Annotated in this window: 22 protein-coding genes and 1 other RNA gene; 21 read left to right on the top strand and 2 right to left on the bottom strand. The window is 43.0% G+C overall.

What is annotated here, in order from left to right; translation table 11 throughout:
- Window positions 1-46: 46 nt before the first annotated feature.
- The 6 genes from secG to IOC57_RS08435 all read left to right on the top strand — a co-directional run bounded on the left by secG (window position 47) and on the right by IOC57_RS08435 (window position 5,825).
- A complete protein-coding gene (gene secG, locus IOC57_RS08460) occupies window positions 47-280 on the top strand; it encodes a preprotein translocase subunit SecG (protein ID WP_063233970.1) in 234 nt (77 codons plus the stop codon).
- Between the two features lie 139 nt (window positions 281-419).
- Window positions 420-1,166, top strand: coding sequence for an alpha/beta hydrolase (locus IOC57_RS08455; protein WP_207438307.1), 747 nt, complete (start codon window positions 420-422; stop codon window positions 1,164-1,166).
- A 33-nt stretch (window positions 1,167-1,199) separates the two neighbouring features.
- Complete coding sequence (rnr, locus tag IOC57_RS08450; RefSeq protein ID WP_207438306.1) at window positions 1,200-3,557, top strand: ribonuclease R; 2,358 nt, start codon at window positions 1,200-1,202, stop codon at window positions 3,555-3,557.
- A 68-nt stretch (window positions 3,558-3,625) separates the two neighbouring features.
- A complete protein-coding gene (gene smpB, locus IOC57_RS08445; protein WP_057912049.1) occupies window positions 3,626-4,093 on the top strand; it encodes an SsrA-binding protein SmpB in 468 nt (155 codons plus the stop codon).
- Window positions 4,094-4,216: 123 nt separating this feature from the next.
- Window positions 4,217-4,578, top strand: a transfer-messenger RNA (tmRNA) gene (gene ssrA, locus IOC57_RS08440).
- A 188-nt stretch (window positions 4,579-4,766) separates the two neighbouring features.
- Window positions 4,767-5,825, top strand: coding sequence for a nuclease-related domain-containing protein (locus IOC57_RS08435; RefSeq protein ID WP_286184647.1), 1,059 nt, complete (start codon window positions 4,767-4,769; stop codon window positions 5,823-5,825).
- A 311-nt stretch (window positions 5,826-6,136) separates the two neighbouring features.
- On the opposite strand, the gene IOC57_RS08430 is transcribed toward IOC57_RS08435, so the two are convergent.
- Together IOC57_RS08430 and fdhF are read right to left on the bottom strand one after the other, a co-directional pair.
- On the bottom strand, window positions 6,137-6,613 hold the full coding sequence (locus IOC57_RS08430) for a helical membrane plugin domain-containing protein (protein ID WP_207438305.1): 477 nt from the start codon (window positions 6,611-6,613) through the stop codon (window positions 6,137-6,139).
- Between the two features lie 19 nt (window positions 6,614-6,632).
- The gene (gene fdhF, locus IOC57_RS08425) at window positions 6,633-9,572 is read right to left on the bottom strand and encodes a formate dehydrogenase subunit alpha (RefSeq protein ID WP_207438304.1); all 2,940 of its coding nucleotides are present in this window, start codon (window positions 9,570-9,572) and stop codon (window positions 6,633-6,635) included.
- Window positions 9,573-9,907: 335 nt separating this feature from the next.
- On the opposite strand from fdhF, the gene IOC57_RS08420 reads away from it, so the two are divergent.
- The 15 genes from IOC57_RS08420 to IOC57_RS08350 all read left to right on the top strand — a co-directional run bounded on the left by IOC57_RS08420 (window position 9,908) and on the right by IOC57_RS08350 (window position 25,102).
- Window positions 9,908-10,270, top strand: a complete 363-nt coding sequence (locus IOC57_RS08420) for a Na-translocating system protein MpsC family protein (protein WP_063234138.1) — start codon at window positions 9,908-9,910, stop codon at window positions 10,268-10,270.
- 55 nt (window positions 10,271-10,325) lie between these two features.
- Complete coding sequence (gene fdhD / locus IOC57_RS08415) at window positions 10,326-11,123, top strand: formate dehydrogenase accessory sulfurtransferase FdhD (RefSeq protein WP_207438303.1); 798 nt, start codon at window positions 10,326-10,328, stop codon at window positions 11,121-11,123.
- A 147-nt stretch (window positions 11,124-11,270) separates the two neighbouring features.
- Window positions 11,271-12,143 (top strand): LysR family transcriptional regulator, encoded by an 873-nt coding sequence (locus IOC57_RS08410; RefSeq protein WP_207438302.1) that lies wholly within the window; start codon window positions 11,271-11,273, stop codon window positions 12,141-12,143.
- A 153-nt stretch (window positions 12,144-12,296) separates the two neighbouring features.
- Window positions 12,297-13,223 (top strand): AEC family transporter, encoded by a 927-nt coding sequence (locus IOC57_RS08405; protein ID WP_207438301.1) that lies wholly within the window; start codon window positions 12,297-12,299, stop codon window positions 13,221-13,223.
- A 160-nt stretch (window positions 13,224-13,383) separates the two neighbouring features.
- Complete coding sequence (locus IOC57_RS08400; protein WP_207438300.1) at window positions 13,384-14,406, top strand: tripartite tricarboxylate transporter substrate binding protein; 1,023 nt, start codon at window positions 13,384-13,386, stop codon at window positions 14,404-14,406.
- Window positions 14,407-14,463: 57 nt separating this feature from the next.
- Window positions 14,464-14,919 (top strand): tripartite tricarboxylate transporter TctB family protein, encoded by a 456-nt coding sequence (locus IOC57_RS08395; RefSeq protein ID WP_207438299.1) that lies wholly within the window; start codon window positions 14,464-14,466, stop codon window positions 14,917-14,919.
- An 18-nt stretch (window positions 14,920-14,937) separates the two neighbouring features.
- Window positions 14,938-16,464 carry a tripartite tricarboxylate transporter permease gene (locus IOC57_RS08390; RefSeq protein ID WP_207438298.1) on the top strand — a complete coding sequence of 509 codons (1,527 nt, stop codon included), beginning with the start codon at window positions 14,938-14,940 and terminating at the stop codon, window positions 16,462-16,464.
- Window positions 16,465-16,541: 77 nt separating this feature from the next.
- Window positions 16,542-18,131, top strand: a complete 1,590-nt coding sequence (locus IOC57_RS08385; protein ID WP_207438297.1) for an ATP-binding protein — start codon at window positions 16,542-16,544, stop codon at window positions 18,129-18,131.
- Window positions 18,132-18,839: a response regulator gene (locus tag IOC57_RS08380; protein ID WP_207438296.1), complete on the top strand. Its 708-nt coding sequence runs from the start codon at window positions 18,132-18,134 to the stop codon at window positions 18,837-18,839.
- A gap of 313 nt (window positions 18,840-19,152) precedes the next feature.
- Window positions 19,153-20,208 (top strand): Delta(5) desaturase DesA, encoded by a 1,056-nt coding sequence (gene desA / locus IOC57_RS08375; protein ID WP_207438295.1) that lies wholly within the window; start codon window positions 19,153-19,155, stop codon window positions 20,206-20,208.
- A 94-nt stretch (window positions 20,209-20,302) separates the two neighbouring features.
- The gene (locus tag IOC57_RS08370; RefSeq protein WP_207438294.1) at window positions 20,303-21,424 is read left to right on the top strand and encodes a sensor histidine kinase; all 1,122 of its coding nucleotides are present in this window, start codon (window positions 20,303-20,305) and stop codon (window positions 21,422-21,424) included.
- A gap of 12 nt (window positions 21,425-21,436) precedes the next feature.
- Window positions 21,437-22,045: a response regulator transcription factor gene (locus IOC57_RS08365; protein ID WP_207438293.1), complete on the top strand. Its 609-nt coding sequence runs from the start codon at window positions 21,437-21,439 to the stop codon at window positions 22,043-22,045.
- Window positions 22,046-22,165: 120 nt separating this feature from the next.
- The gene (gene msrA, locus IOC57_RS08360; RefSeq protein WP_207438292.1) at window positions 22,166-22,687 is read left to right on the top strand and encodes a peptide-methionine (S)-S-oxide reductase MsrA; all 522 of its coding nucleotides are present in this window, start codon (window positions 22,166-22,168) and stop codon (window positions 22,685-22,687) included.
- A 367-nt stretch (window positions 22,688-23,054) separates the two neighbouring features.
- Window positions 23,055-23,750, top strand: coding sequence for a response regulator transcription factor (locus IOC57_RS08355; protein WP_207438291.1), 696 nt, complete (start codon window positions 23,055-23,057; stop codon window positions 23,748-23,750).
- Window positions 23,747-25,102: a sensor histidine kinase gene (locus IOC57_RS08350; protein ID WP_207438290.1), complete on the top strand. Its 1,356-nt coding sequence runs from the start codon at window positions 23,747-23,749 to the stop codon at window positions 25,100-25,102. The genes IOC57_RS08355 and IOC57_RS08350 overlap by 4 nt, the downstream gene beginning before the upstream one ends.
- The last annotated feature ends 37 nt before the right edge of the window (window positions 25,103-25,139 follow it).

The raw sequence follows: 25,139 nt of genomic DNA, 5'->3' as shown, positions 1-25,139 counted from the left end.
TAAAGTTAAAGTAATTGTTTATTGGTTCTTCAGGAGGTGTAATTGCATGCATGCATTTCTCATAACGCTTTTAGTGATTGTCAGTATCGCCCTCATCGTGACGGTATTGCTTCAATCAGGTAAGAGTGCAGGTTTATCAGGTGCGATTGCCGGCGGTGCTGAGCAGCTATTCGGAAAGCAAAAAGCACGCGGTCTGGACCTGGTTTTACATCGTGCAACGATAGTATTGGCGATTTTATTCTTTGCTTTAACTTTACTTGTTGCATTCTTTGATGTGTAATGGATCAAAAATGAGTCTAGCTAAATAGCTAGGCTTTTTTCTTTGCACAATAGTTGCATGAATAGATATAGTGATTTTAGTACTTAATTATAGGATAGGCATTTTTTGATTCTATTTAGTGATAAAGGAGCTTAAAGTCATGAAAATCAAGCTGCAGCAGCCCTTTACTTTTGAAGGCGGAAAAAGAGCTGTCTTACTTTTACATGGATTTACGGGGAATTCAGCGGATGTGCGGATGCTAGGCCGTTATTTGGAGAAACAGGGATACACCTGCCATGCGCCGCACTATAAAGGACATGGCGTTCCGCCAGAGGAGCTGGTGAAAACGGGTCCGGGAGATTGGTGGAAAGATGTCATGATGGCCTACGATTTTTTGAAAAACAAAGGCCATGAAGAAATTGCTGTCGCCGGACTCTCATTAGGAGGCGTATTTTCTCTTAAATTAGGTTACACTGTACCTATAAAGGGTATCGTATCAATGTGTGCGCCTATGTATATCAAAAGTGAAGAAATGATGTTTAAAGGAGTATTGGAGTACGCCAGAGAATTTAAGAAGTATGAAGGGAAAACTCAAGAGCAAATAGAGCTTGAAATGGACCTCCTTGCCGATAAACCCATGAATACATTGAAAGCACTTCAGGAGCTGATAACGGATGTACGAGAGCACGTCGACCTTATTTACGCGCCGACATTTGTCGTGCAGGGCAGGCATGATGATGTTATCAATCCAAAAAGTGCCGATATTATTATTGACGCCATTGAATCACCGGTCAAAAAAATCAAATGGTATGAAGAATCCGGTCATGTCATAACTCTTGATAAAGAGCGAAACCAGTTGCATGAAGATGTATTGGGATTTTTAGAAAGTCTGGATTGGTCCGAATAACAAATTAATCATACCCTGAATAGGAGGGTTTTCATGGAAGATAACATTCAAGAACATATTGATAAGCTTCTGACGTACATGACAGATGAAGCATATAAGCCGTTAACGGTGCAAGAACTGGAAGAGGCTTTGAAGATCGAAGACTCGGCGGATTTCAAGAATTTCGTTAAGGCTTTAGTGAAGATGGAAGAAAAGGGATTGGTGGTCAGAACGAGGAGCAATCGCTATGGCCTGCCGCAAAAAATGAATTTGTTCCGCGGTAAATTAACGGGACATGCAAAGGGATTTGCCTTCGTGACACCTGAAGATAACCCAGGAATGGATGATATCTTCATTCCGCCAAATGAAACGGGTACAGCGATGCATGGAGATGTCGTCATGGTACGGGTATCTTCGGAAACATCCGGCTCAAGGCAAGAAGGCACGGTCATCAGAATACTTGAACGTGGAATTACACAAGTGGTTGGTACATACTCCGAAAGTAAAAGTTTTGGTTTCGTCATTCCTGATGATAAAAAGATTGCAAACGATATCTTCATACCACAGCATGCTTCACATGGAGCGGTAGAGGGCCATAAGGTTGTCGTTAAGCTTACTTCTTATCCTGAAGGACGCGTAAGTGCTGAAGGCGAAGTCATTGAGATTCTTGGGCATAAAAATGATCCGGGTGTAGATATTCTTTCAGTGATCCATAAATATGGTTTGCCGATGGAGTTCCCGGATGATGTCATGGAGCAAGCCAATGCCGTTTCGGATACCATCCATGAAAGTGAAATTGGCAATCGCAGGGATTTGCGCAATGACGTTTTGGTCACGATTGACGGAGCGGATGCAAAGGACCTGGATGATGCGGTCACTGTTTCTAAACTTGAAAATGGCAATTACAAGCTGGGTGTTCATATTGCTGATGTCAGCCATTATGTGACGGAAGGCTCGCCGATCGATAAGGAAGCTTTGGAAAGAGGGACGAGCGTTTATTTGGTGGACCGGGTCATTCCAATGATTCCCCATCGTTTATCGAATGGCATTTGTTCCTTGAATCCACAAGTCGATCGTTTTACACTATCTTGTGAAATGGAAATCACGCAGGATGGCCAGGTCGTTAACCATGAGATTTTTGAAAGTGTGATTAAGACGACGGAACGTATGACATATGGCAATGTGAACAAAATCCTTGTGGATAAAGATGAAGAACAGCTCGAACGCTATGAAGCGTTGGTGCCGATGTTCCAGGACATGGAGAAGTTAGCGGCCATCCTTCGTAAAAACCGGATGAACCGCGGTGCGATCGACTTTGATTTCAATGAAGCGAAAGTTATCGTTGATGAACAAGGCCATCCCACCGATGTGGTTTTACGTGAAAGGTCGGTTGCGGAAAAGCTGATTGAAGAATTCATGCTTGCAGCTAATGAAACCGTTGCTGAGCACTTCCACCGTCTAAAGGTTCCATTCATTTACCGTATTCATGAAGATCCCAAGCCGGAAAAACTGCAGCGGTTCTTCGAATTCATTACGAATTTCGGATATATTGTACGGGGATCGGCCAATGACGTTCATCCTAAGGCGTTACAGGAAATCATTGAGGCGGTTGCCGGCAAACCGGAGGAAACGGTCATATCCACCGTTATGCTTCGTTCCATGCAACAAGCGAAATATGATCCGGAGAGCTTAGGCCACTTTGGGTTATCAGCTGAATTTTATACACATTTCACATCGCCTATTCGCCGATATCCCGATTTAATCGTACACAGGTTGATCAGGACCTACCTGGTGGAAGGTAAACTCGATGAAGCTACGAAGGAGAAATGGAATGCCATTTTACCTGAGATTGCAGATCATACATCGAAACGTGAACGTCGCTCAGTCGATGCTGAACGGGAAACGGATGATCTGAAGAAAGCGGAATATATGCTTGATAAAATTGGTGAAGAATATACCGGGATCATTGGTTCGGTTACGAATTTCGGAATGTTTGTAGAATTGCCGAACACCATTGAAGGACTTGTCCATGTCAGCTTCATGACGGATGATTATTACCGCTTCGATGAGCGTCAGCTCGCAATGATTGGGGAACGTACCGGTAATGTGTTCCGGATTGGCGATGAGATCGACGTACGTGTTTCCAACGTCAATAAAGAGGAACGCGCCATCGATTTTGAAATTATCGGCATGAAGGTAAGCCGTCCGCGTCCATCTGGCGAGAAGAAAATATTCAAAGCCAATTCTGGTGAACGTAAACGTGGCCGAGGCGGCAATGGAGGACGTAACGAAGGGAAGGGCGGCGGCCGTAATGGAGAAAAGCCTTCTTCTGAGAGAAAACCGAAAAAGAAGAAAAAATTCTTTGAAAATGCGCCAGCAGCCAAGCGCAAGAGAAAACCAAAAAAGAGATAAAGATTGAGGCGGGGGAATGATCATTTCATCCTCTCGCCGCGATTGGATGTAAAAAAGGGGAGAGTTAGATGCCAAAAGGCTCAGGTAAACAACTAGCACAAAATAAAAAAGCTTATCATGATTTTTTTATTGAACAAACATTTGAAGCGGGAATCGTTTTAAAAGGGACCGAAATCAAAGCAATCCGTGCGGCCCGAGTGAATTTAAAGGATGCCTTTGCTAAAATAGAGAATGGTGAAATTTATCTTCATAATATGCATGTCAGCCCGTATGAGCAGGGAAACCAGTTTAACCATGACCCGTTGCGGACACGGAAGCTTCTTTTGCATAAGAAAGAAATCAGTAAACTGATCGGTGAAACAAAGGAAACAGGTTACACCATCGTCCCGTTGAAGATGTATTTAAAGAATGGCTTTGCCAAAGTTTTAATCGGACTTGGAAAAGGGAAGAAACAATATGACAAGCGTGATGACCTGAAGAAGAAGGAAGCGAAGCGTGATATTGAACGTGCTTTCCGTGATCGTCAGAAGATGTAGAACTGCCAAGACCTTACAATTGATTTTTTGAATCAATCTGTTATAATTAATCCTGTACCGATGACAATTGAATATCAGCCAACTTGCTGACTATTCTTCTCTCGTACGCTCCATTTCTATCATGGGGACGTTACGGATTCGACAGGGATAGTTCGAGCTTAAGTTGCGAGTCGAGGGGATCGGCCTCGTTAAAACGTCAACGCCTATAACTGGCAAACAAAACAACAACCTAGCTTTCGCTGCGTAACAACAGTCGATAGCTGTTCCTCCCTCCATGGCCCACGTGGTAGGGTAAGGGACTCACTCTAAGTGGGATACGCCGGAATCCACCGTCTGAGGATGAAGGAAGAGACCAATCAGACTAGCTGCTCTGCCGCCTGTCGATAGGCTAATGAGTTCGCGAAATGCGAATATATCGACTACACTCGTAGAAGCTTAAGTGCCGTTATGTCTGGACGTGGGTTCGACTCCCACCGTCTCCACCAATACATATATTGGTGGTTTTTTATTTGTTTTTTTTGTCGAAAAATCGATATATCGTATAATTCGCTGATATATCTCCATTTTCGGAGATATATTTCCGCTATCGCAGATAAATTATACAATCGCCTATCATTTAAAGGGAAATCCCCTACTGCCATAGAATCCTTTGGGAGAAACCAAGATTGGAACGATGAAATTGATTGTAAAAAAGCGAATAGTTCCTCTTGCCATACGTAAATTGCGTGCATTAGCGTGCAGGCTTCCTCAGAATCACCCTAAAATCCCCGTAATCATGAACGATCTTAAAAAAAGGGAAGCGGGTCATAAAGGGGAATGTTCCATTGATTTTCCATTAAGCTTTCTTGAACCGAAAAGCTATTTCATCTTCCACGATTTGAGGCTGCAGGATCAATCAAGGTTTTTTCAACTGGATACCTTATTGGCCTCCAAAAAATATGTGCTTATCATTGAAGTGAAGAACATTGCAGGGACAATCTATTTTGATCCGCATTTCAATCAGCTCATTCGAACGATAGAAGGAAAAGAGACGGCATTTCCCGATCCCCTCATCCAAGTCAGCCGCCAGGAATCGCAGTTGACGAATTGGTTTTTGAAAAATGGTTTTCCCCCATTACCCATCCTTTCTTTAATTGTCATCAGTAATCCCAAAACAATCATCCGTACATCTCCTGAAAACGATAAACTCCACTATAAAGTCATCCATCGCGATGCACTTCCATCTAAAATTATGCAAATGGAAGATTCCATAACAGACTCCAGTTTTAGTGAAAAAGATTTGAAGAAAGCAATTCGCCTAATGAATAAACATCACATCGATGCGGACTTTTCCATTCTGGAACGATACAATCTTACCGAAGAAGACCTAATAAAAGGAGTGATATGTCAAAATTACAAGGGGAATCAGTTATTCAGAAAGCATGGCACATGGTTTTGCAATCGAAGCCAACAACCCAGTAAAACTGCGCATATCCAGGCTTTACGAGATTATTTTTATCTATTAGGCTCGACCATAACGAATAGGCAGTTGAGACATTTTTTGAACATTTCCTCTGTATCCAGTGCAACGAGGATCCTACAATCATGGGTGAGAATAAGGGGAGGGTGTACAGCTTGTTTTTTGAGGAATGATCTGGCCCTCATTCAATCATTCCTCTATATTTACAACAACATTTTGGAAACCCCCAGAATAATATCTATTACTGGAAATGCCCTTAGATTGATAAGCTAATCAGTTTTTTTACTGTGGATCTAACTCACTGTAAAGCCATTTGATAATTCTCCATAATACCTAGGTTTTAAATTCGGGGACATACTGTCATGTACTTTAAAAAGTGCATGCTTCAATAAAAACAATTCGTATTCTAATTTCTTAATTTTTTCTTCTTGATTCATTAAATCATCCACTCCGAGGCTTTTAACATTAGTTAACGTAGGTGTTGGCTTAGTAGGTATCCCAATTCAGGATCTTCAACGCATTTCATCACGTACAGAAAAAAGACCCAAAAGAAGCATGAACTTCTCTTAAGTCTTTGTTCCGATTCATTCTTTTAATTCTTTGCCCATTCCCTTTAGGAAGTGGACGCCAAAACCGATCGCCCGGTTTATGTCTGGATCATTCAAAGTTTTCATTAAATCCAAAACACCAATCTTTTTATCAGTCTGAAGGAATTTGTTTCCTTCATCGATTCCTGCAAGTGCACTGTTAAGCAGTTTCGTGGATTGTGCGGCATCGGCATTCATCAAGGCTCCTGTTGCGCCCATAAGGGTATTGATCAGGTTGGTTACAGGTTGCCTGGTGACTTGTTGAAGAGCGATTTTCGCAATTTTTTCTTTTCCTTGAAGCATGGAGGTCGCGGCTTCGAATACTCCCGAGTCATTCAGTTCATTGACGATTTTAAACATATTGTTTAAGGCATCTTCATTGTCGGTGATCAGCGTTTTCAGTTCTTCTAGTTTTTGTAGCTTCATTTCTTCCTCAGTAATGGGATTATGAATTTCCGTAATAGGAGCTGCCATGTTCTTCACCCTCCTTAATTTATTTATCCGTTAAGTGAACATACCCTGGACGTGCCCACTTACGTTCAACCTCGACACCATGTTGAGGATGGCGTTTTTTGTTCCGCGGATTTGTACCCGGTAATGGGATTTCCCCGCTTGCGCTCAATACTTCCATGCGGACCATCGTCTGTTTGTAAGCAGGCGTGCTTGTGCGTTGATCATAGATAGGACCAGTCAGGAAGTTAATGGCTGAGTCTTTATCGACGGAGTTCATCGGTAAAAATAGCTCATTATTTTTTACGCGGTCTGTGATCAGGGCTTTTAATTTAACGGCCCCGAATGGGGATACTAAACGAACGAGCCCGCCATCACTGACTTTACGTTCTTGTGCAAGTTCTGGTGAAATCTCAACGAAAATATCAGGTACTTTCGATTGGATTCCATTGGATTTGTTCGTCATATTTCCTTCATGGAAATGCTCCAGCATGCGACCATTATTGATATGAAGGTCATATTCTTCCGGGAATTTATGCGGTTCTACCCAGTCAGCCAGTGCAAAGCGCGCTTTCTTATCAGGGAAGTTGAAGCCATCGACATAAAGTAGTGGCGTGTTTGATCCATCATGGCTTCCCCAGAGGAAGCTGTTCCATCCTTCCAGCACCTCGTAATTCGCTTGGCTGAATATCGGTGACAGGCTTGCCATTTCATCATAGATTTCTCTAGGATGTGTGTAGTTCCAATTCGCACCTAAGCGGTTGGCGATCTCTTGAGTGATTTCCCAGTCCGCTTTAGAATCTCCCATTGTGGGAAGGGCTTTATATAAACGCTGTACACGGCGCTCCGTATTGGTGAACGTTCCGTCTTTTTCAAGAGAGGGAGCTCCGGGCAATACCACGTCGGCATATTGGGCTGTCCTTGAAAGGAAAATATCCTGGACAACAAAGAAATCCAACCCAGATAGCACTTTATCTACATGGTTTGCATCCGCATCAACAAGTGCCATATCTTCACCGACAAGATACATGGCCTTCATGTCGCCTTTTTCTATCGCTTTAAGCATTTCAATATTATTCAAGCCTGGTTTTCCATCGATCTTCACACCATAAGCTTTTTCGAATTTAGCACGTGCCACGTCGTCGGTAACATGCTGATATCCTGGAAGCCATGTTGGCAGGGTGCCCATATCGCAAGCGCCCTGTACATTGTTATGGCCACGAAGCGGATAAGCTCCCGCTCCGGGTCGACGGTAGTTACCCGTAGCCAATAGGAGGTTGGAAATTGCCGCCGAAGTATCGGAAGCACCGGTGTTTTGTGTAACGCCCATTCCCCAGAGAATGCATGTTCCGTCTGCATCGCGAATGGTCTCAGCTATTTGGATCAATGTTTCTTTTGAAATACCTGTGTGTGTTTCTGCATATTCAAGGGTATATTTTTCAAGTACTTCTTTATAATCATCGAAGAAGTTAACATTTTGATTGATGAATTCTTGGTCATGCCAGCCTTGATCGATCATATACTTTGTAAGCGCCATCAACCAAACTTGGTCTGTTCCTTGTTTTGGACTGATATGGATGTCGGAACGCTCTGCCATTTCATTTTTGCGGATGTCAGCTACGATCAGTTTTTGTCCGTGAAGCTTGTGTGCCCGTTTAACGCGTGTCGCCAATACGGGATGGCCTTCTGCCGGGTTAGCCCCAACGATGATGACCAGACCTGCTGCGGCAATATCTTTGATCGTACCAGCATCTCCGCCCATGCCGACTGTACGGAACAGTCCGTCTGTTGCCGGGGATTGACAGTAACGCGAGCAATTATCGACGTTATTCGTTTCGAACATTTGACGTGCCAGTTTTTGAATCACATAGTTTTCTTCATTCGTGATCTTGGATGAGGAAATGAAGCCTATTGAATTTCCGCCATATTGCTGTTTGATCGAACCCAGTCTGGATGCAACCAAATCAAGTGCTTCTTCCCAGCTTGATTCAACGAATCTTCCGTTTTTCCGAATCAGGGGTTTTGTCAAACGTTTTTCCGAGTTTACGAAGTCCCAACCGAATTTTCCTTTCACACATGTGGAAATCGCATTGACGGGTGCTTCATGAGTAGGTTGGATCTTAAGGATTTTACGGCCTTTTGTCCAGACTTCGAATGTGCATCCTACCCCACAGAACGTACAGACCGTTTTTGTCTTCTTCGTCCGTGTATCACGCATTGCCGCTTCAATCTCCGAAATGGCGAAAATTCCGCTGTATCCAGGTTCCACTTCTTTAACAAGGTCAATCATTGGTTCAAGCATATCGTTTTTCAAACCTGACATGAAGCCAGCCTCACCCAACATCGATTTTTCCATTAATGCATTACATGGACAAATGGTTACACACTGTCCGCATCCTACACAGGATGAGTTATTGATTTCCGTTCCTTCATCCCAGATTACCCGAGGGCGTTCTGCTTCCCAGTCGATGGACAGCGTTTCGTTGACTTGAAGGTTTTGGCAGACTTCGACACATTGCCCGCATGCGATGCACTGATTGGCATCATAGCGGTAAAATGGGTGGGACATATCGACGGCATCCAATTCCACTTTTGGTGTGTATGGATATTTTTGGTGTTCAATTTCCATTAATTCCGCTGTGTTATGCAGTGTGCAATTTCCATTATTATTATCACATACTGTACAGTATAAAGAGTGGTTTTCCAGGATCCGGTCCATGGCTTCGGTTTGGGCTTCTTTTGCCTTGCTTGAGTCCAAGGCTATATCCATGCCGTTCACTGCCTTTGTTGAACATGATCGGACGAGTTTCCCATTAACTTCGACGATGCATGTGTCGCATGTTTGGATCGGATCCACTTCAGGAACATAACAGATCTGTGGATGGGCCATCTTATTTTGATTGATTATCTCCAGTATTGTCGCTCCTTCATCAGCGGTATAATCCTTCCCATTGATTTTGATGGTGATGTTTGGATCGCTCATTAAATTTCCCCCTTATATAGCAAAAAAACACGCAAAAAACCACCATGATCACACTTCCGGCTCTGAACGGACATGTAGGTCATGGTGGAATAGTTTAATAGCAAAGCTTGCCAATATACCAATCCATACCATAATGGATAATTTTTAAAAAAAGATAGGACACAACAGTACACTATTATGCTCCCAACTTTCATCATTGATATTATACCTTTAATTATGAAAAGAAACAATCCTGGAAAGAGGCTATCATTCCCAAATTCCTTTCGTTTTTCTTCGCTTTGATTTATGATAAGAAAATTGAGAACTTATTTTTCTTGAATTGGAGTGACGTAACGGTGTCTAAAGTTATCCATGAATTCAATGATATGATTCGTAAGCTGCGCAAGGAACTATTCGGTAAAGGACCAGAACGCATACACACGGTATTCGTGGAAAATATGGCCGTTTCTACGTTATATGGGAATTTGACTCCTACGGAAATGTTCATATCAAGGTCAGAGGAAGGAAGGGATATGGTCCATTCAGCACGAACTAAAATGGTCCAGGATGTGTATTCGGAGAGTCCTCCTGATGGAATGGAAGAACTGGTCGGAGCTAAACTGGTCCATTTGTTTTCAGACATCAAAATCAAAGAGAACATAGCGATTTCCGTATTTGTATTTGATAAGAATATAGCTGACAAACTCAACGGGCATTGACCAGGTCCATAACATATTGGTCAATTGGCTCCTGGATATTAAAAGGAGTGGGAACATGAAAGCGATTGAAAGGAAAAGGGACATCATCCGGATAACAAAAGGGAACATCGAGCGGACGGAGGATACGATCGTAACGGAGTATCCCGTTACTGTCAAAATAAATGGCCAGGAATTCGTCACGATGGTATGTACGCCTGAATACATCGAGGATATGGTGATTGGCTATTTGGCTTCGGAAGGCATCATCAAAAAATATGATGAGATAAAGGAAATCTGGTTCCAGGAAAAAGAAGGCTTTGTTCATGTGAAGACAGATAAAGTGAATCCCTACTTCCGGGACTTTCAAAATAAGCGGTATATTACATCATGCTGCGGAATGAGCAGACAAGGGTTCGTCTTTGTGAATGATGCATTGACTGCCAAGAAAATGGATAATGTTTCGGTGAGCCTGACTCCTGATGACTGCTTCCGCTTGATGGCGGATTTACAAAATTCCGCTGTCACCTTCCAGAATACAGGCGGAGTCCACAATGCCGCATTATGTGATGTCGATGGCCTGGTATTAAGCAGGGTGGATATAGGACGGCATAACGCCTTGGACAAAATATACGGCCATTGCTTGAAAAATGACATTTCAATAGAAGGGAAAGCTATCGTGTTCAGCGGCCGGATTTCATCGGAAATTCTCTTGAAAGTGGCGAAAATCGGCTGTGAACTGATACTCTCGAAATCCGCTCCTACCGAATTGGCCCTGGAGTTGGCTGAAGGATTGGGAATCACCACGGTCGGGTTCATTCGTAATGATTCACTGAATATCTACACATGCCCTGAAAGAATTCAATTGAATGACTGAGCATCTTCCGCTTGAGAGATGCTTGTGGGAAAGTCCTTGCCGGCATGGCCTGGGCTTTTTTGGACTTGTAAAAGGATATAACCTACAGGCCTATTGTGGTACAGTTTGGATAAAACATTCAAGGAAAAGTGTATCGGGGGAAGGGTTATGAACGAAAGGGATTGGCATATTTTAAAGGTGTTGCATGAAAACAAGAATATTACTAAAACGGCGCAAAGTTTATATATCTCGCAACCTTCTTTAACGAAACGGATTCAACAAATCGAGAAGGAATTCAATCTAAAAATAGTGGAACGTGGTACAAGGGGAGTGCAGTTCACCCCTCAAGGGGAATATTTGGCCATCTGTGCAGATGAGATGCTGATAAGGCTCCGGCAGATAAAAGAGACAGCATTCAATATGGGGCAGGAGATCAGTGGAACATTACGGCTAGGTGTTTCCAACTATATTACGCTGCATAAATTGCCAGGCCTGTTGAAAATATTTAGTGAGCGATATCCTAAAGTGGATTTCCATGTGACAACTGGATGGAGTAAAGAAGTGCTGAACCTCATATATAAGGAAGAAGTGCATGTCGGGATTGTTCGGGGGGACTATCAATGGTCAGGATTAAGGCATCATCTTTTTAAGGAAACGATTTGTATTGCTTCTAAGGAAGAAATCGAAGTCCGGAACCTGCCTTTCTTGCCGAGGATCGATTATGGGACAGATACTCTTTTGAAAACAATGATCGATAATTGGTGGAGAGACAATTTCTCTGGACCTCCTCTGGTGGGGATGGAAGTGGATAAAGGTGATACATGCAAAGAAATGGTCAAGAATGGCCTGGGCTATGGCATCCTTCCTAGTGTTTTATTGGAGAAAGACCAACATCTCCGTCAAATGGACCTTAAGGATAAGCAAGGCAATCCCCTTATCAGGAATACGTGGATGTTATACCATGAAAAGTCGCTGGAATTAAAACTGGTCAAAGAGTTTGTTGAATTTGTCAAAGAAGTCGATTTCATGCGTGATATTTAAAAGGAAGCGCAGAAACTTCTGTGCTTTTTATCATTCCTTTTTTGAATGGTTAACGATAATTTATTGGTATTTTAATTATGGTTATCCCGGCATTATGATAGATGGGAGATGTAAATCATCAGGAATATGCCTAAGGAATGGAGAGGAAGTCAAGTGAGTGTCCTGTTACTGATCGTATTGAATGTCATTGTGCCGGTCTTTTTCCTAATAGGGTCGGGGGCCATTTTGCATCGTAAATTCAAGTTGGATATGAATACACTATCCAAATTGAATCACTTCCTGCTCATGCCGGCCATTAGCTTTGTCAATATCTATCAAAGCAACATGGGCGGTGGGATGATTGTCCAGATATTCAGCTTCCTTGCTCTTCAAGCAGTAAGCCTCATCATCGTGAGTACATTGGTGGCTAAACTAGCCGGGTTTGATCAAAGTCTTTCTGCCACGTTTAAAAATAGTGTAGTCTTGAATAACTCGGCCAATTTCGGTTTACCGGTCAGTCAGATGGTTTTTCATGGAAATCCCCTTGGCCTGTCGATACAAGTCATCGTGATCATCTTTCAAAACCTGTTGACCTATACCTATGGATTGATGAATTCCGTTTCCGTCCATACAAAAAGTGCAAAGGGGGCCATTCGCGAGTTCTTGAAGAACCCTGTCATTTATGCTTTATTACTCGGCTTTCTATTACAGGCCGCTTCATACGACATTCCTCTGTTCTTATGGACCCCGATTGATAATATCGCGAGTGCCTTCATAGCCATTGCCCTGATTACATTGGGTGCACAGAGTGCCTATTTGAAAATAGCGCATTTCCCGCTCCCGCTTATCCTTAGTTTGATTGGGCGGTTAATACTTTCACCATCCATCGCATTCTTGATCATTCTCCTGCTGGGCTTGGAAGGGACAGTCGCTCAGGGATTATTTATCGCAAGCTCATTTCCAACATCAAGAAACAGCGCATTATTCGCTTTGGAATATGGCAACCATCCGGAGTATGCGGCACAGGCGGTTTTGATGTCGACTTTATTCAGCAGCATAACGGTAACGATGGTCGTTTATCTTTCAAAAATATTATTCTAGCAGGGCTGCTCTTAAGGGGCAGTCCTTTTCCCCATGTCCGCCCCTGAAACTTTATGAACAATATGGGAGGTATGGAATTTATGCATCTTAGTTGGGTAATAAAAGAAAATGACAATATTTTTGTAGAATTAAGAAAACGCTTTCAATGAGGGGGATTATCATGTTTTCTCGTAAAAGGATTTCAGCGGTACTATTGGCAGGTTCGTTAGCTTTAAGTTTAGGTGCATGCAGCAGTTCGGATACATCAGGAGAAAAGAAAGAAAGTACAGGCTATCCGAAAAAAGCGATAACGGTTGTTGCTCCTTCGGGCGCAGGCGGGGGATGGGATTTAACGGCCCGTTCATTTACAAAGGTCATGGGTGAGACAGAACTGGTGAACCAGCCATTGACCGTCGAAAACAAACCAGGAGGCGGGGGTGCAGTCTTTATGGCGGATTATGCAACACAGCAAGCGGATAACAATGACATGCTGTTCGTGAATTCACCGCCTGTCATCATCAATAACCTGAAAAAGGAAGGAAACAGCCCTTATGGATATAAAAATACGACTCCTTTGGCGCAGCTGACAAAAGATTATGGTGTGATAGTGGTCAAGGAGGATTCTGAATTCAAGGACTTGAAATCGGTGCTGGAAGCGGTGAAGAAAGATCCGCGTAAGTTGACCTTTGCAGGAGGATCGGCTCCGGGCTCCATGGATCATTTGATTTCCATTCTTCCAGCCTATGAATACGGCTTGAATCCAACTGAACTTAAATACGTTTCGTACGACGGTGGCGGGGAAGCGATTACGGCCTTGCTAGGTGGAAATGCAGATGTGATCGGAACGGATGCATCCAGTGTCAGGGAATTTTTAAAAGCAGGGAAGATTAGAGTGTTGGCCGTAACCTCGACTGAACGTTTGGGTGGGGACCTTAAAGACATACCCACGGCAAAGGAACAGGGTGTTGATGCTGAATTTACGATTTGGAGAGGGGTTTTTGGACCTCGGAATATGACTGATGAAGCGAAAACCTTTTGGGACGGAACCATTGCAAAGCTAGTTGAAACTTCTGAATGGAAAAAGGAAGTGGAGGTTCAAGGGTGGGAACAGGAATATAAAAACAGTGAAGAATTCAGCAAGTTTTTAGTAGAACAGGAGAAACAGGTACAGCAATTATTAGATGCTTTAGGCATGGGAAAATAATCGAGAAGAAGGGGGTGCTTTCACCTTCTTCTTATTTTCTGAAATGGAGGGATTATAATGGATGTTAAATTTGATCGCTTTGCATCTGTAGCCTTTCTGGCTGTCGGAGTACTGTTTATGATAGGTAGCAAGAAACTGGCCAGTTCTTCTTATGGAAGTTCGGTGGGACCGGACATTTTCCCTTTTGTTTTGGGGCTCGTTCTTGCCGTTTTAAGTATTCGCCTGTTCTATGAAGCATTTCGGAGCAAGGTGCAGGAATCGGGTAAGGAAAAGCTTGAATATAAACCCTTTATTATCATTCTACTCTCCACCTTGATTTATATTTTGACATTGGAAACGGTAGGGTATGTCATTACGACCTTTCTCTTTTTGTTTGTTTGCTTTCAAACGATGGAACGTAATAAGTGGGTGACCTCGCTCATCATTTCCGCAGGATTTTCCGGGATCATCTATTATTTATTCGTGAATATTTTAAAAGGAACACTGCCGGGCTGGCCAATCTGGTTTTCATAAAAGGAAGGGGGATGTGAAGTGGGCACTTTTGATTATTTAATTCATGGATTTGAAACGGCACTAACTTGGTATAATATACTTTTTGCATTTGTCGGCGTATTGATCGGTACGGCTGTCGGCGTTTTGCCGGGAATCGGGCCGATGAGCGGTGTGGCTCTTTTAATTCCGGTAACCGCTTCGATTACAGGGGGACTTCCACCAGAGCAAGCGGCGACAAGCGCCATCATTTTACTTGCAGGTGTTTATTATGGAGCGATGTATGGGGGATCGACAACTTCAATCTTATTGAATACACCTGGCGAATCTTCTTCTGTCGTCACCACATTGGATGGCTACCAAATGGCGAAGAAGGGAAGAGCCGGGAGTGCTTTATCGATTTCGGCAATCGGTTCCTTCGTAGGGGGGATCGTCACCCTTATCGCCATGATTGCCTTGGCTCAGCCATTGTCGACGATTGCCATTAAATTCGGTCCGGCTGAGTATTTTTCGCTTATGCTTCTAGGGTTGGCGGCAGTCAGCGGACTAGCGGGAAAATCCGTAACCAAGGCACTGATCATGACGGTTTGCGGTTTGTTGATCGGGACGATAGGCATTGATAATGTATCAGGGATCGCCCGTTTCACATTCGACTTTCCCTGGCTGTATCAGGGGATTGAATTCCTGACGATCGCAGTCGGTCTATTTGCCCTTGGAGAAGTATTCAAGACAATCTTGGAAAAAGACGAGGATGATGGGGAAATGGCAAAGATCAATAATCTGCTTCCTTCCAAAGAAGAATTCAAGGAATCTGCGGGGCCCATTGCAAGGGGGTCGCTCTTAGGTTTCTTTGTTGGAATCCTGCCAGGTGCAGGGGCTACTCTTGCTTCTTTCTTCTCCTATCTTATGGAAAAACGGATTTCAAAAAATCCCGGGAGATTCGGTACTGGGGCGATCGCTGGAGTGGCTGGACCTGAAACGGCCAATAACGCGGCATCTGGTGGAGCGATGATTCCTTTATTGACGCTGGGAATTCCGGGTTCCGGTACAACGGCGATTTTAATGGGTGCGCTCATGATGTACAATGTTCAGCCGGGTCCATTATTATTCGAGGACCATCCTCAGGTGGCCTGGGGACTTATCGCCAGCATGTTCATCGGAAATTTGATGCTTCTCATCCTTAACCTCCCACTCGTTAAGGTTTTTGCGAAAATCATTGAAACGCCAAAGAAATATTTGATTCCGATCATTATCGCCATTTCCATTTTTGGCGTTTATGCGGTACAAGTATCAACTTATGATCTATTGCTATTACTAGGGTGCGGGGTCTTGGGATATTTCTTAAGTAAAAATGATTATCCAATCGCCCCGTTGGTATTGGGACTGGTTTTAGGGCCGATGATAGAAAATAATATGCGCAGGGCCCTGACGATATCCGATGGTGATTACAGTTTGTTTTTCACTCGCCCGCTTTCCCTGACATTCCTGATCGTAACGGCATTATGGCTGCTCATTCCTGTTTTACTTAAGAAGAGAGGGAAGGATGTTGTCATCAATATTGAAGGCTAATCATTATTTTCTGAATGTTGCGAAAAACCCTTTTTTAAAGGGGTTTTTTTTTATATGATGTAAGTAGAGGTGATTGAATGCGTTTACACACCAAGTTAATGCTGGGCATCTGTACGTTAATCATCTTAATGGGTGGAATCTTTGAAGTTATTTTCATAAATATCTTGGAAAATAACCTGAAGCAGGAAACAGGGGAAAAAGCATTGTCGGTTGCCCAGACCATTTCTTTGCTGCCTGAAATTAAACAAGCTTTTGGAACGGATAATCCTTCTGTAATCATTCAGCCCATTGCGGAAAGAATTCGCAGGCAGATCGATGCGGAATTCATAGTAATAGGGGATGAGAATGAAACACGGCTGTCCCATCCTGATCCCAACTTGATCGGGAAGAAAATGGTAGGGGGAGATAACGCCGAGGTTTGGGATGGGAGATCCATCATCACGGAGTCCACTGGAACATTGGGACCTTCCATTAGGGGGAAATCCCCGATAATCGAAAATGAAACAGTCATTGGTGTAGTCTCCGTGGGCTACCTTCAGGATGATATCGAAAAAGAATTATCTAGTATACAAAGAAAGATAGTCTGGATCATCTCTTTTATATTAATCGGTGGTTTATTCATTGCCTTTTTCATTTCATTCAATATAAAAAAGGCGATATTGGGTCTGGAGCCGAAAGAAATCGCATGGATGTTTCAAGAGAAGCATGCCATTTTGGAATCCATTCATGAAGGCATCATTGCCATTGATGTTCATGGGAAAATCACGGTCGTCAATGAAACGGCGCATAGAATCCTTCATATCCCTAGAGACGTCATGCTTCGCGGGCAAAAAATTGAAGAAGTCATAACACATATACATTTGCTTGATGTAGTCAGCACGGCACAGGCGGGGTATGATCAGGAATTCATGATTGATGGTGAAGTTTTTTTGGCAAGCCGGATCCCCATTTTGAATGGACAGGGTGAAATCATCGGTGCAGTAGCAAGTTTGAGAAATAAATCGGAACTGTCCAATCTCCTTCAAGAACTGTCACATGTAAAGGCGTATGCAGAAGGGCTGAGGGCCCAGACACATGAATATTCGAATCGGCTCTATACTCTGCTAGGTTTGATTCAACTTGGTTCACATAAGGAAGCGATGGATTTCATATCGAAGGAAGTGGATGTCACCCAAGGCTTCATTCACTTTCTAATGAAGGAAGTACCTGATCCACTCATTGCTGGGTTCATCTTAGGGAAGGTAAGTTTAGCCAGCGAGCTGAAAATTGATTTTACAATTGACAGAGAAAGCAGTTTTAAAGATCTTCCGCCTGAAATAGATCGGAATTTATTAGTGACGATCATCGGCAACCTCATCAATAATGCCTTCGAGGCCGTTCGGGAAAACGAAAGGGAGGAAAAAAGGGTATCGTTGTTCGTCACGGACTTGGGTAAAGAGTTGATCATGGAAGTTGAAGATAATGGTAAAGGGATGAATCCTGATGTTTCCGAACTGATTTTCCAGAACGGTTTTACGACGAAAAGCCATCAAACCAATTCTGGTATAGGTTTGAGCCTTGTTCAGGAAGCGATTGATGGATTAGGGGGATATATCACTTTTTCGACGAAAGAAGGGGAATATACGATTTTTACTGTTGCCATACCAAAAAAACAGAGGGGTAATTAAATGATGGCCAATCGCGATATAGAAGTTTTAATCGTAGAGGATGACCTGCGGATTGCCGAGATACAAAAGCTATTCATCGAAAAGCTTGAGGGGTTCCAAACGATCGGAATCGCGTCAAGCTATGACGAGGTTAAAAGCTTCATTGAAATCATGCAGCCGGATCTATTGCTGCTCGATATGTATTTTCCGGATATGAATGGGCTCGATATCCTGAAAGAAATCAAGCAGCAAAGCAAACTTATGGATGTCATTATGATAACGGCGGCTAAAGAAATCGAAAAAGTCCAGGAAGCCATCAAAATCGGTATATTTGATTATATTATCAAGCCTGTCGCATTTGAACGTTTCAAGCAATCCTTACGCCGATATCAAGAGTATCGCATTAAGCTGTCAGAACTGGAAAAGGGCAATTTTCCCGTAACCCAGCAACAGGTGGATAAGCTTTTGCGAAAGGAAATGATAGAAAAAGGGAGGGAACAAACTTCACTGCCAAAAGGGATCGATCAGATGACTTTGGAGAAGGTGATGGTTGTGCTGGGGAAATCCTCCCCAGGGTTAACTGCCGAAATAGTGGCAAAGGAAATCGGAGTGAGCAGGACAACGGCAAGGCGTTATCTGGAGCACTTGATATCAGAGGGAAAAATTGAGGCTGATTTAACATATGGCACGGTAGGACGTCCAGAACGGGTTTATGCGATCAAGTTATAAATGGGTTCGCCAAAAGGCGGATCTTTTTTTATTTGACCGAATAAATGTCAGGCATTTTCTTGGAATCGGATTGATTGGAATTCATCGTTTTTTGAAGCGTAAAAATGATGAAAAAGGAAAAAATACGTGTGGAAAGTGTTGAAGCAGACAAGTATATGACAAGTGTCATGGCAGGGAATTGACGTTTATGACTATAGAAAGTCGGTTATTATTTCTATACTTAAAGAAGAGATACCGCTAAAGTTTTTCGGAATATGGAAGCAAAACCAATCCAATTAAACACTCCAATCCTATATATTATGAGGAGGAAACCATGAGTAAGCATAATCAAAAACAATTAAGAAAAGATATTGCGCCTTTTGAAAAATCCAATACTAAATCAAGCGTGAAACAGCTCATAAATACATTTCCGCCATTTTTTCTGTTATGGTTTTTAGCTTATCAAAGCTTAACCATTTCATACTGGCTGACCCTTGCATTGGCTGTTCTGGCTTCAGGATTCGTAGTCCGGATTTTCATCATTTTCCATGATTGCTGTCATCAATCATTTTTCAAAAGCAGGAAAGCGAATAGCATCCTGGGTACAATCAGTGGAATCGTTACATTATTTCCGTATGAGCAATGGAAGCATAGCCATTCCATACATCATGCAACAAGCAGTAATTTAAACAAGCGCGGTACAGGAGATATTTGGATCATGACCGTTGATGAATATATCGCCGCTTCATTCTGGGGGCGTTTGGCTTACCGTTTATATAGAAATCCGATCGTCATGTTTGGATTAGGTCCCTTTTATCTATTTCTTGTATCGAACCGTCTGAATAAAAAAGGCGCTAAAAAGAAAGAACGGATGAATACGTATTTGACAAATGCCGCAATCGTGGCAATTTATGGTCTTTTATGCTTGGCCATCGGATGGCAGGCATTCCTGATGATTCAGGTACCGATGCTTTTTGTAACGGGATCACTGGGCATCTGGCTGTTTTATGTACAGCATCAGTTCGAAGATTCTTATTTCGAAGAGGAATCGGAATGGGATTACGTGAAGGCTGCCATTGATGGAAGTTCTTATTATAAACTTCCGAAGGTTCTGCAGTGGGTAACCGGCAATATCGGATTCCACCACGTGCATCATCTTAGCCCTAGAGTCCCAAACTATAACCTGGAAAAAGTCCATGATTCCACCCTGCCTTTGCAGCAGGCAACGACAATCACCCTTAGTTCAAGTTTAAAATCGCTTCGCTTCCGCCTTTATGATGAAGAAAACAAGACGTTTGTAAGTTTTAAAGAGATTAAGGAACGACGTCTGAATGAAACAAAATCAAAGGTGGAAATCAATAATAAACGTCCAAGTCTTCAAGAAAAATAAATAGTTCATCAAAAAACCATTCAATTTCCATTGGGTGGTTTTTTGATGAAACTCCTTAGTATATACTAGGGTAAAAAGAAATAGAGGCGGCGCCATGCAAAGTTGGTATCATATCTTTCCAAAGAACACAGGGCTGAGCCCATATGTCTGGATCATTTTTTGTATCCTACCTTTTTATTTCATTTTCAAATCTTCTTCGATGTTGGAGATTGTCTTTGGAATCGTCATGATCATTTTGTTTTTCATATCATATGGTCTCTCATTCGTTTCCAAGGGATGGCCCGTATACGTATGGACGGCGATACAAATAGTCATATCCATATCCATGACCATATTTTTCAGCTACATTTACTTTTCGCTTTTTTTAGCATTCTTTATCGGGAATGTTCAAAATAAGGTTGGTTTTTTCGTGTTATATTCGATCCAGCTATTAGCTACCATCGTGTCTGTCAATATTGGATTCATCATGAAAGATCCCACTTTCTTTTCGCAATTTCCCTTTATGCTCATTTGTGTGGTAGGCGTGATCCTGCTCCCATTCAACACATATAATCGGAATAAACGGGGCAGGCTGGAAGAACAATTGGAGGACGCACATAAAAGAATATCAGAGCTTGGCAAGATGGAAGAACGTCAGCGGATTGCCCGGGACCTACATGATACACTTGGACAAAAACTGTCTTTGATTGGCTTGAAAAGTGACCTTGCAGGGAAATTGATCGATTTAAATCCGGAGTCGGCCAAGAAGGAAATCAAGGATATCCGTCAAACAGCGAGGACGGCACTGAAGGAAGTACGTGAAATGGTGTCGGAAATGCGCGGGGCAAAGCTAAGCGATGAAATCATCCGGGTCAAGCAGATATTGAAAGCGGCAGAGATAGAATTCAGTTTGGAAGGCACCACGGAATTGCAAGATACCCCTTTGCTTGTTGAAACGGTTTTAAGCATGTGCCTGAAAGAGGCTGTGACCAATATCGTCAAACATAGCGGTGCCGACTGCTGTAATATCGTCATTGAAGAATTGCAAACAGGAGTGACGATCACCGTACAGGATAATGGAGTGGGGCTTTCACATAGAACAGAGTTTTTTAAAGGCAATGGGCTTCAAGGAATGAAAGAGCGGCTGGAATTCGTTAATGGCAGCCTGGATATTAAATCAACAGATGGAACGACACTTTATATAAGGGTTCCGAATGCTATAAAAAATAATGGATAGGAGGGATTAACATTGATTCGAATCGTAATTGCCGAAGACCAGCGGATGCTGCTTGGCGCGCTAGGTTCCATCCTTGATTTGGAAAGTGATATGGAAGTTGTAGGAAAGGCGAGCAATGGGGAAGAAGCAATGAATCTCGTCAATCAATTAAAGCCGGATATCTGTATAACCGATATTGAAATGCCAGTTAAAACCGGGCTCGATGTAGCGGAGGAGATCAAGGATCAGGGCCACCAATGCAAAGTCATCATTTTGACCACTTTTGCACGCCCTGGGTATTTTGAAAGAGCCAGAAAGGCAGAGGTTGGCGGATATCTGCTGAAGGATAGTCCAAGTGATGAACTTGCGAATTCGATCCGTGTCATCATGGATGGTCGTCGCATTTATGCTCCTGAGCTGGTGGATATGGCCTTCGAAGAAGAAAACCCTTTGACTGAACGAGAGAGCCAAGTGCTCAAATTGATAGCGGATGGTAAGACCACAAAGGAAATCGCTAGCCAGCTTTATCTGACCAACGGCACGGTCCGTAATTATATATCGGTCATCCTTGATAAATTGGATGTAAGCAACCGCGTTGAAGCGATTGTAAGATTCAAGGAAAAGGGCTGGTCAAAAGATTGATCGAGGGGTAGAGCCCTTTTGGCGCATATAATGGAGGCTTTGTAAATCAAAAAAGCACAGTGTCAGGATTGGAATATGGTATATTAATTTTTATTACATACAAGGAAGGGGATGACCATTATGCAAAAGGCTACATTTGCTGGAGGCTGTTTTTGGTGCATGGTGACACCGTTTGAAGAACAACCGGGGATTGGGGGGATCGTATCCGGTTATACAGGAGGACATGTTGAAAACCCGACTTACGAGGAAGTGAAGACGGGAACTACGGGGCATTATGAAGTCGTGGAAATCACTTTCGATCCTCAGTTATTTCCTTATGAAAGATTGCTGGAACTGTATTGGCAGCAAATTGATCCAACTGACGATGCCGGACAATTCCATGACAGAGGCAGTCAATATCGGACGGCCATCTTCTATCATGATGAAGCTCAGGAGAAACTGGCTCTTGATGCGAAGGAAAAGGTAGCGGCCAGCGGGAAATTCAAGAAACCCATCGTAACGGAAATCCTTCCGGCCCAAACCTTTTATCCTGCCGAAGAATACCATCAAGGCTATCATAAAAAAAACAAAGATGATTATAAAGCGGACCGTGCGAAATCGGGACGCGATGAATTCATTGACCAGCATTGGAACGGTGAATGAGAGGGATCATTATTAAACGTTCCAGTTGATTTCAGAAATCCCCTCCCTTTCCGCAAAGCGCCTATGGGGTCTTGGCTAGCCAGTTATTGGGGTAGACCGTTCCGAACCCTATTTTGTCCACAAACTGTGACTATGGAAATATTCCATAGTCTTTTTATTATGGTTGGCCATTGAAGATTTTTTATGATTGTGAGGAATCTGTTTATGGTGACTGAAAAGTCCCTTTTGGACTTTTCACATCGGGTATTTTTTTACCTTTTAAAGGCATGAATATAGGCATTTTTCATGGGGTTTTTATGCGGTGTGTTCAATTTCTCATGATATTTTCATATTTCTTCAGTACACTAAGGGGGAGGCGGTGATCATCATGAATAAAAGAATTTTGATAATAGAAGATGAAGAAAAAATTGCGAGGGTTCTCCAGCTGGAGCTTAATCATGAGGGGTATCATACAGAATCGGCTTTTACCGGAAAGAAGGGGCTGGAAAGGGCAGAAGCCGAAGAGTGGGATTTAATCCTATTGGATGTGATGCTGCCCGAGTTGAATGGCATAGAAGTACTTAGGCGTTACCGGAATAAGAATGGATCGACACCTGTCATCCTTCTAACCGCAAGGGATGCTGTGCCAGACAAGGTGAATGGCCTGGACCATGGTGCGAATGATTATGTAACGAAACCGTTTGAAATTGAAGAGTTGCTGGCACGGATCCGCGCTTGTTTTCGCACTAATGTACGGGAGAGCCGATCAGAAGGGGAAGTGGATGAACTAAAAATCCATGATCTGAAGTTGAATCTTGGGACAAGGGACATTCACAGGCAAGGCAAAAGGATTGAGCTGACCTCCCGTGAGTTCGATTTGTTGGTTTATCTTTTGCAAAATAAAAATCAAGTACTTTCGAGGGAGCAAATCCTGACCCATGTGTGGGGATATGATTTTGCAGGGGATACGAATGTGGTTGATGTGTATATCCGTTATTTACGCAAAAAAATAGATTATCCCTTTGAGTTGCAGCTCATACATACTTACCGAGGTGTAGGCTATAGCTTGAAGGAGCCAGTATGAGGATTCGGACGAAAATCCAATCGTATTCCAGTCTTTTTTTAAGCGTCATGCTTATATTGTTGAGTATCATCGTTTTAATCGCCTTTCTTTGGATATCGGTTGAGAGGGAACGGGATTTGCTTGAAGACCAGGCTTCATTAATTGAAGAAAATATCCTGACGAAAGATTTGATTTCCGGTGATTCCGATTTAATGGAGCCGTATATCCCGGACGATGGAATGGTGAGGATATTCGGCACGGATGGAAGGTTGGTAAAAACATTTACGGATGAAGAGGGCCTTAATGGGCTTGCGGTTAAAGCCATTAACGAGAACGGATATGATTTTACCAAAGCTGATGGGGAGTATGTATTGACCTACCGTTATCTTTATCCTGATGAAGGGGAGAAACTAGGGGTGATCGAGGTCACACAGCCGCTTGATACCCTCCTTGATAATTTATCGACGCTTGCCCTCGTTTTAGGCGGGGCATCGCTTTTTGTCATTCTTTTATCCATTCTTGCCGGTAAGTGGCTGGCCAATCTAATTCTCAAACCCATCTCGATCATGAGCGGAACGATGAAGGATATCGAGAAAAGCGGGGAATTCAAACGGATACCGCTATCGGATCATTCAAAGGACGAGCTGCAGGTGATGGGAGTGGCATTTAACGGGATGATGGAAAGGCTGGAGCGGAATTATAACCAACAGCAGCAGTTCCTTTCAGATGCTTCACATGAATTGAAAACACCGATTACGGTCATAGAAAGCTACTCCTCTCTATTGAAACGATGGGGAATGAAGGATGAAGCGATTCAGGAAGAGGCGGTGGAGGCAATCCATCATGAAGCCGTCCGGATGAAAAAACTGACGGAACATTTACTGCAGTCAGCTTCCCTAACGGAACCTTCAGCAGATGTGAAAGGGAAAATAGAACTTATTTCGTTTTGTGAAGGGATTGCCCAAACATTCAGAAGGACGGGTAATCGTGAAATAGAGATAGAATCAGAGTTTAAGGAAATACATGCAATGGCCATTTCCAGTAAGCTTGAACAGGTGATTGTCATCCTATTGGACAATGCAATGAAATACAGTGAATCAAGTATACAGATCATGATAAAACGGCAGTCGGATGAAATTCACATCAGTGTGAAAGATCACGGCGCAGGGATATCACGAGAACATCTCCCCCACGTATTTGAACGTTTTTATCGGGTGGATTCATCAAGGGCAAGGAAAACGGGAGGCAATGGACTCGGGCTTTCAATCGCCCGGACGCTTGTCGAGTCATTCGACGGTAAATTGGAGATTCAAAGCGAAGTGGGAATGGGGACGTTGGCGACTCTTATTCTTTCTCATCAAATTCTAATCTAACGCTCATGTTCGTTTCATGAAGGGTGCTTATTATTAA

It is taken from the genome of Bacillus sp. SD075 (assembly GCF_017355165.1).
GTDB lineage: Bacteria > Bacillota > Bacilli > Bacillales > DSM-1321 > Peribacillus.
This window is presented reverse-complemented; position numbering and strand designations above follow the sequence as displayed.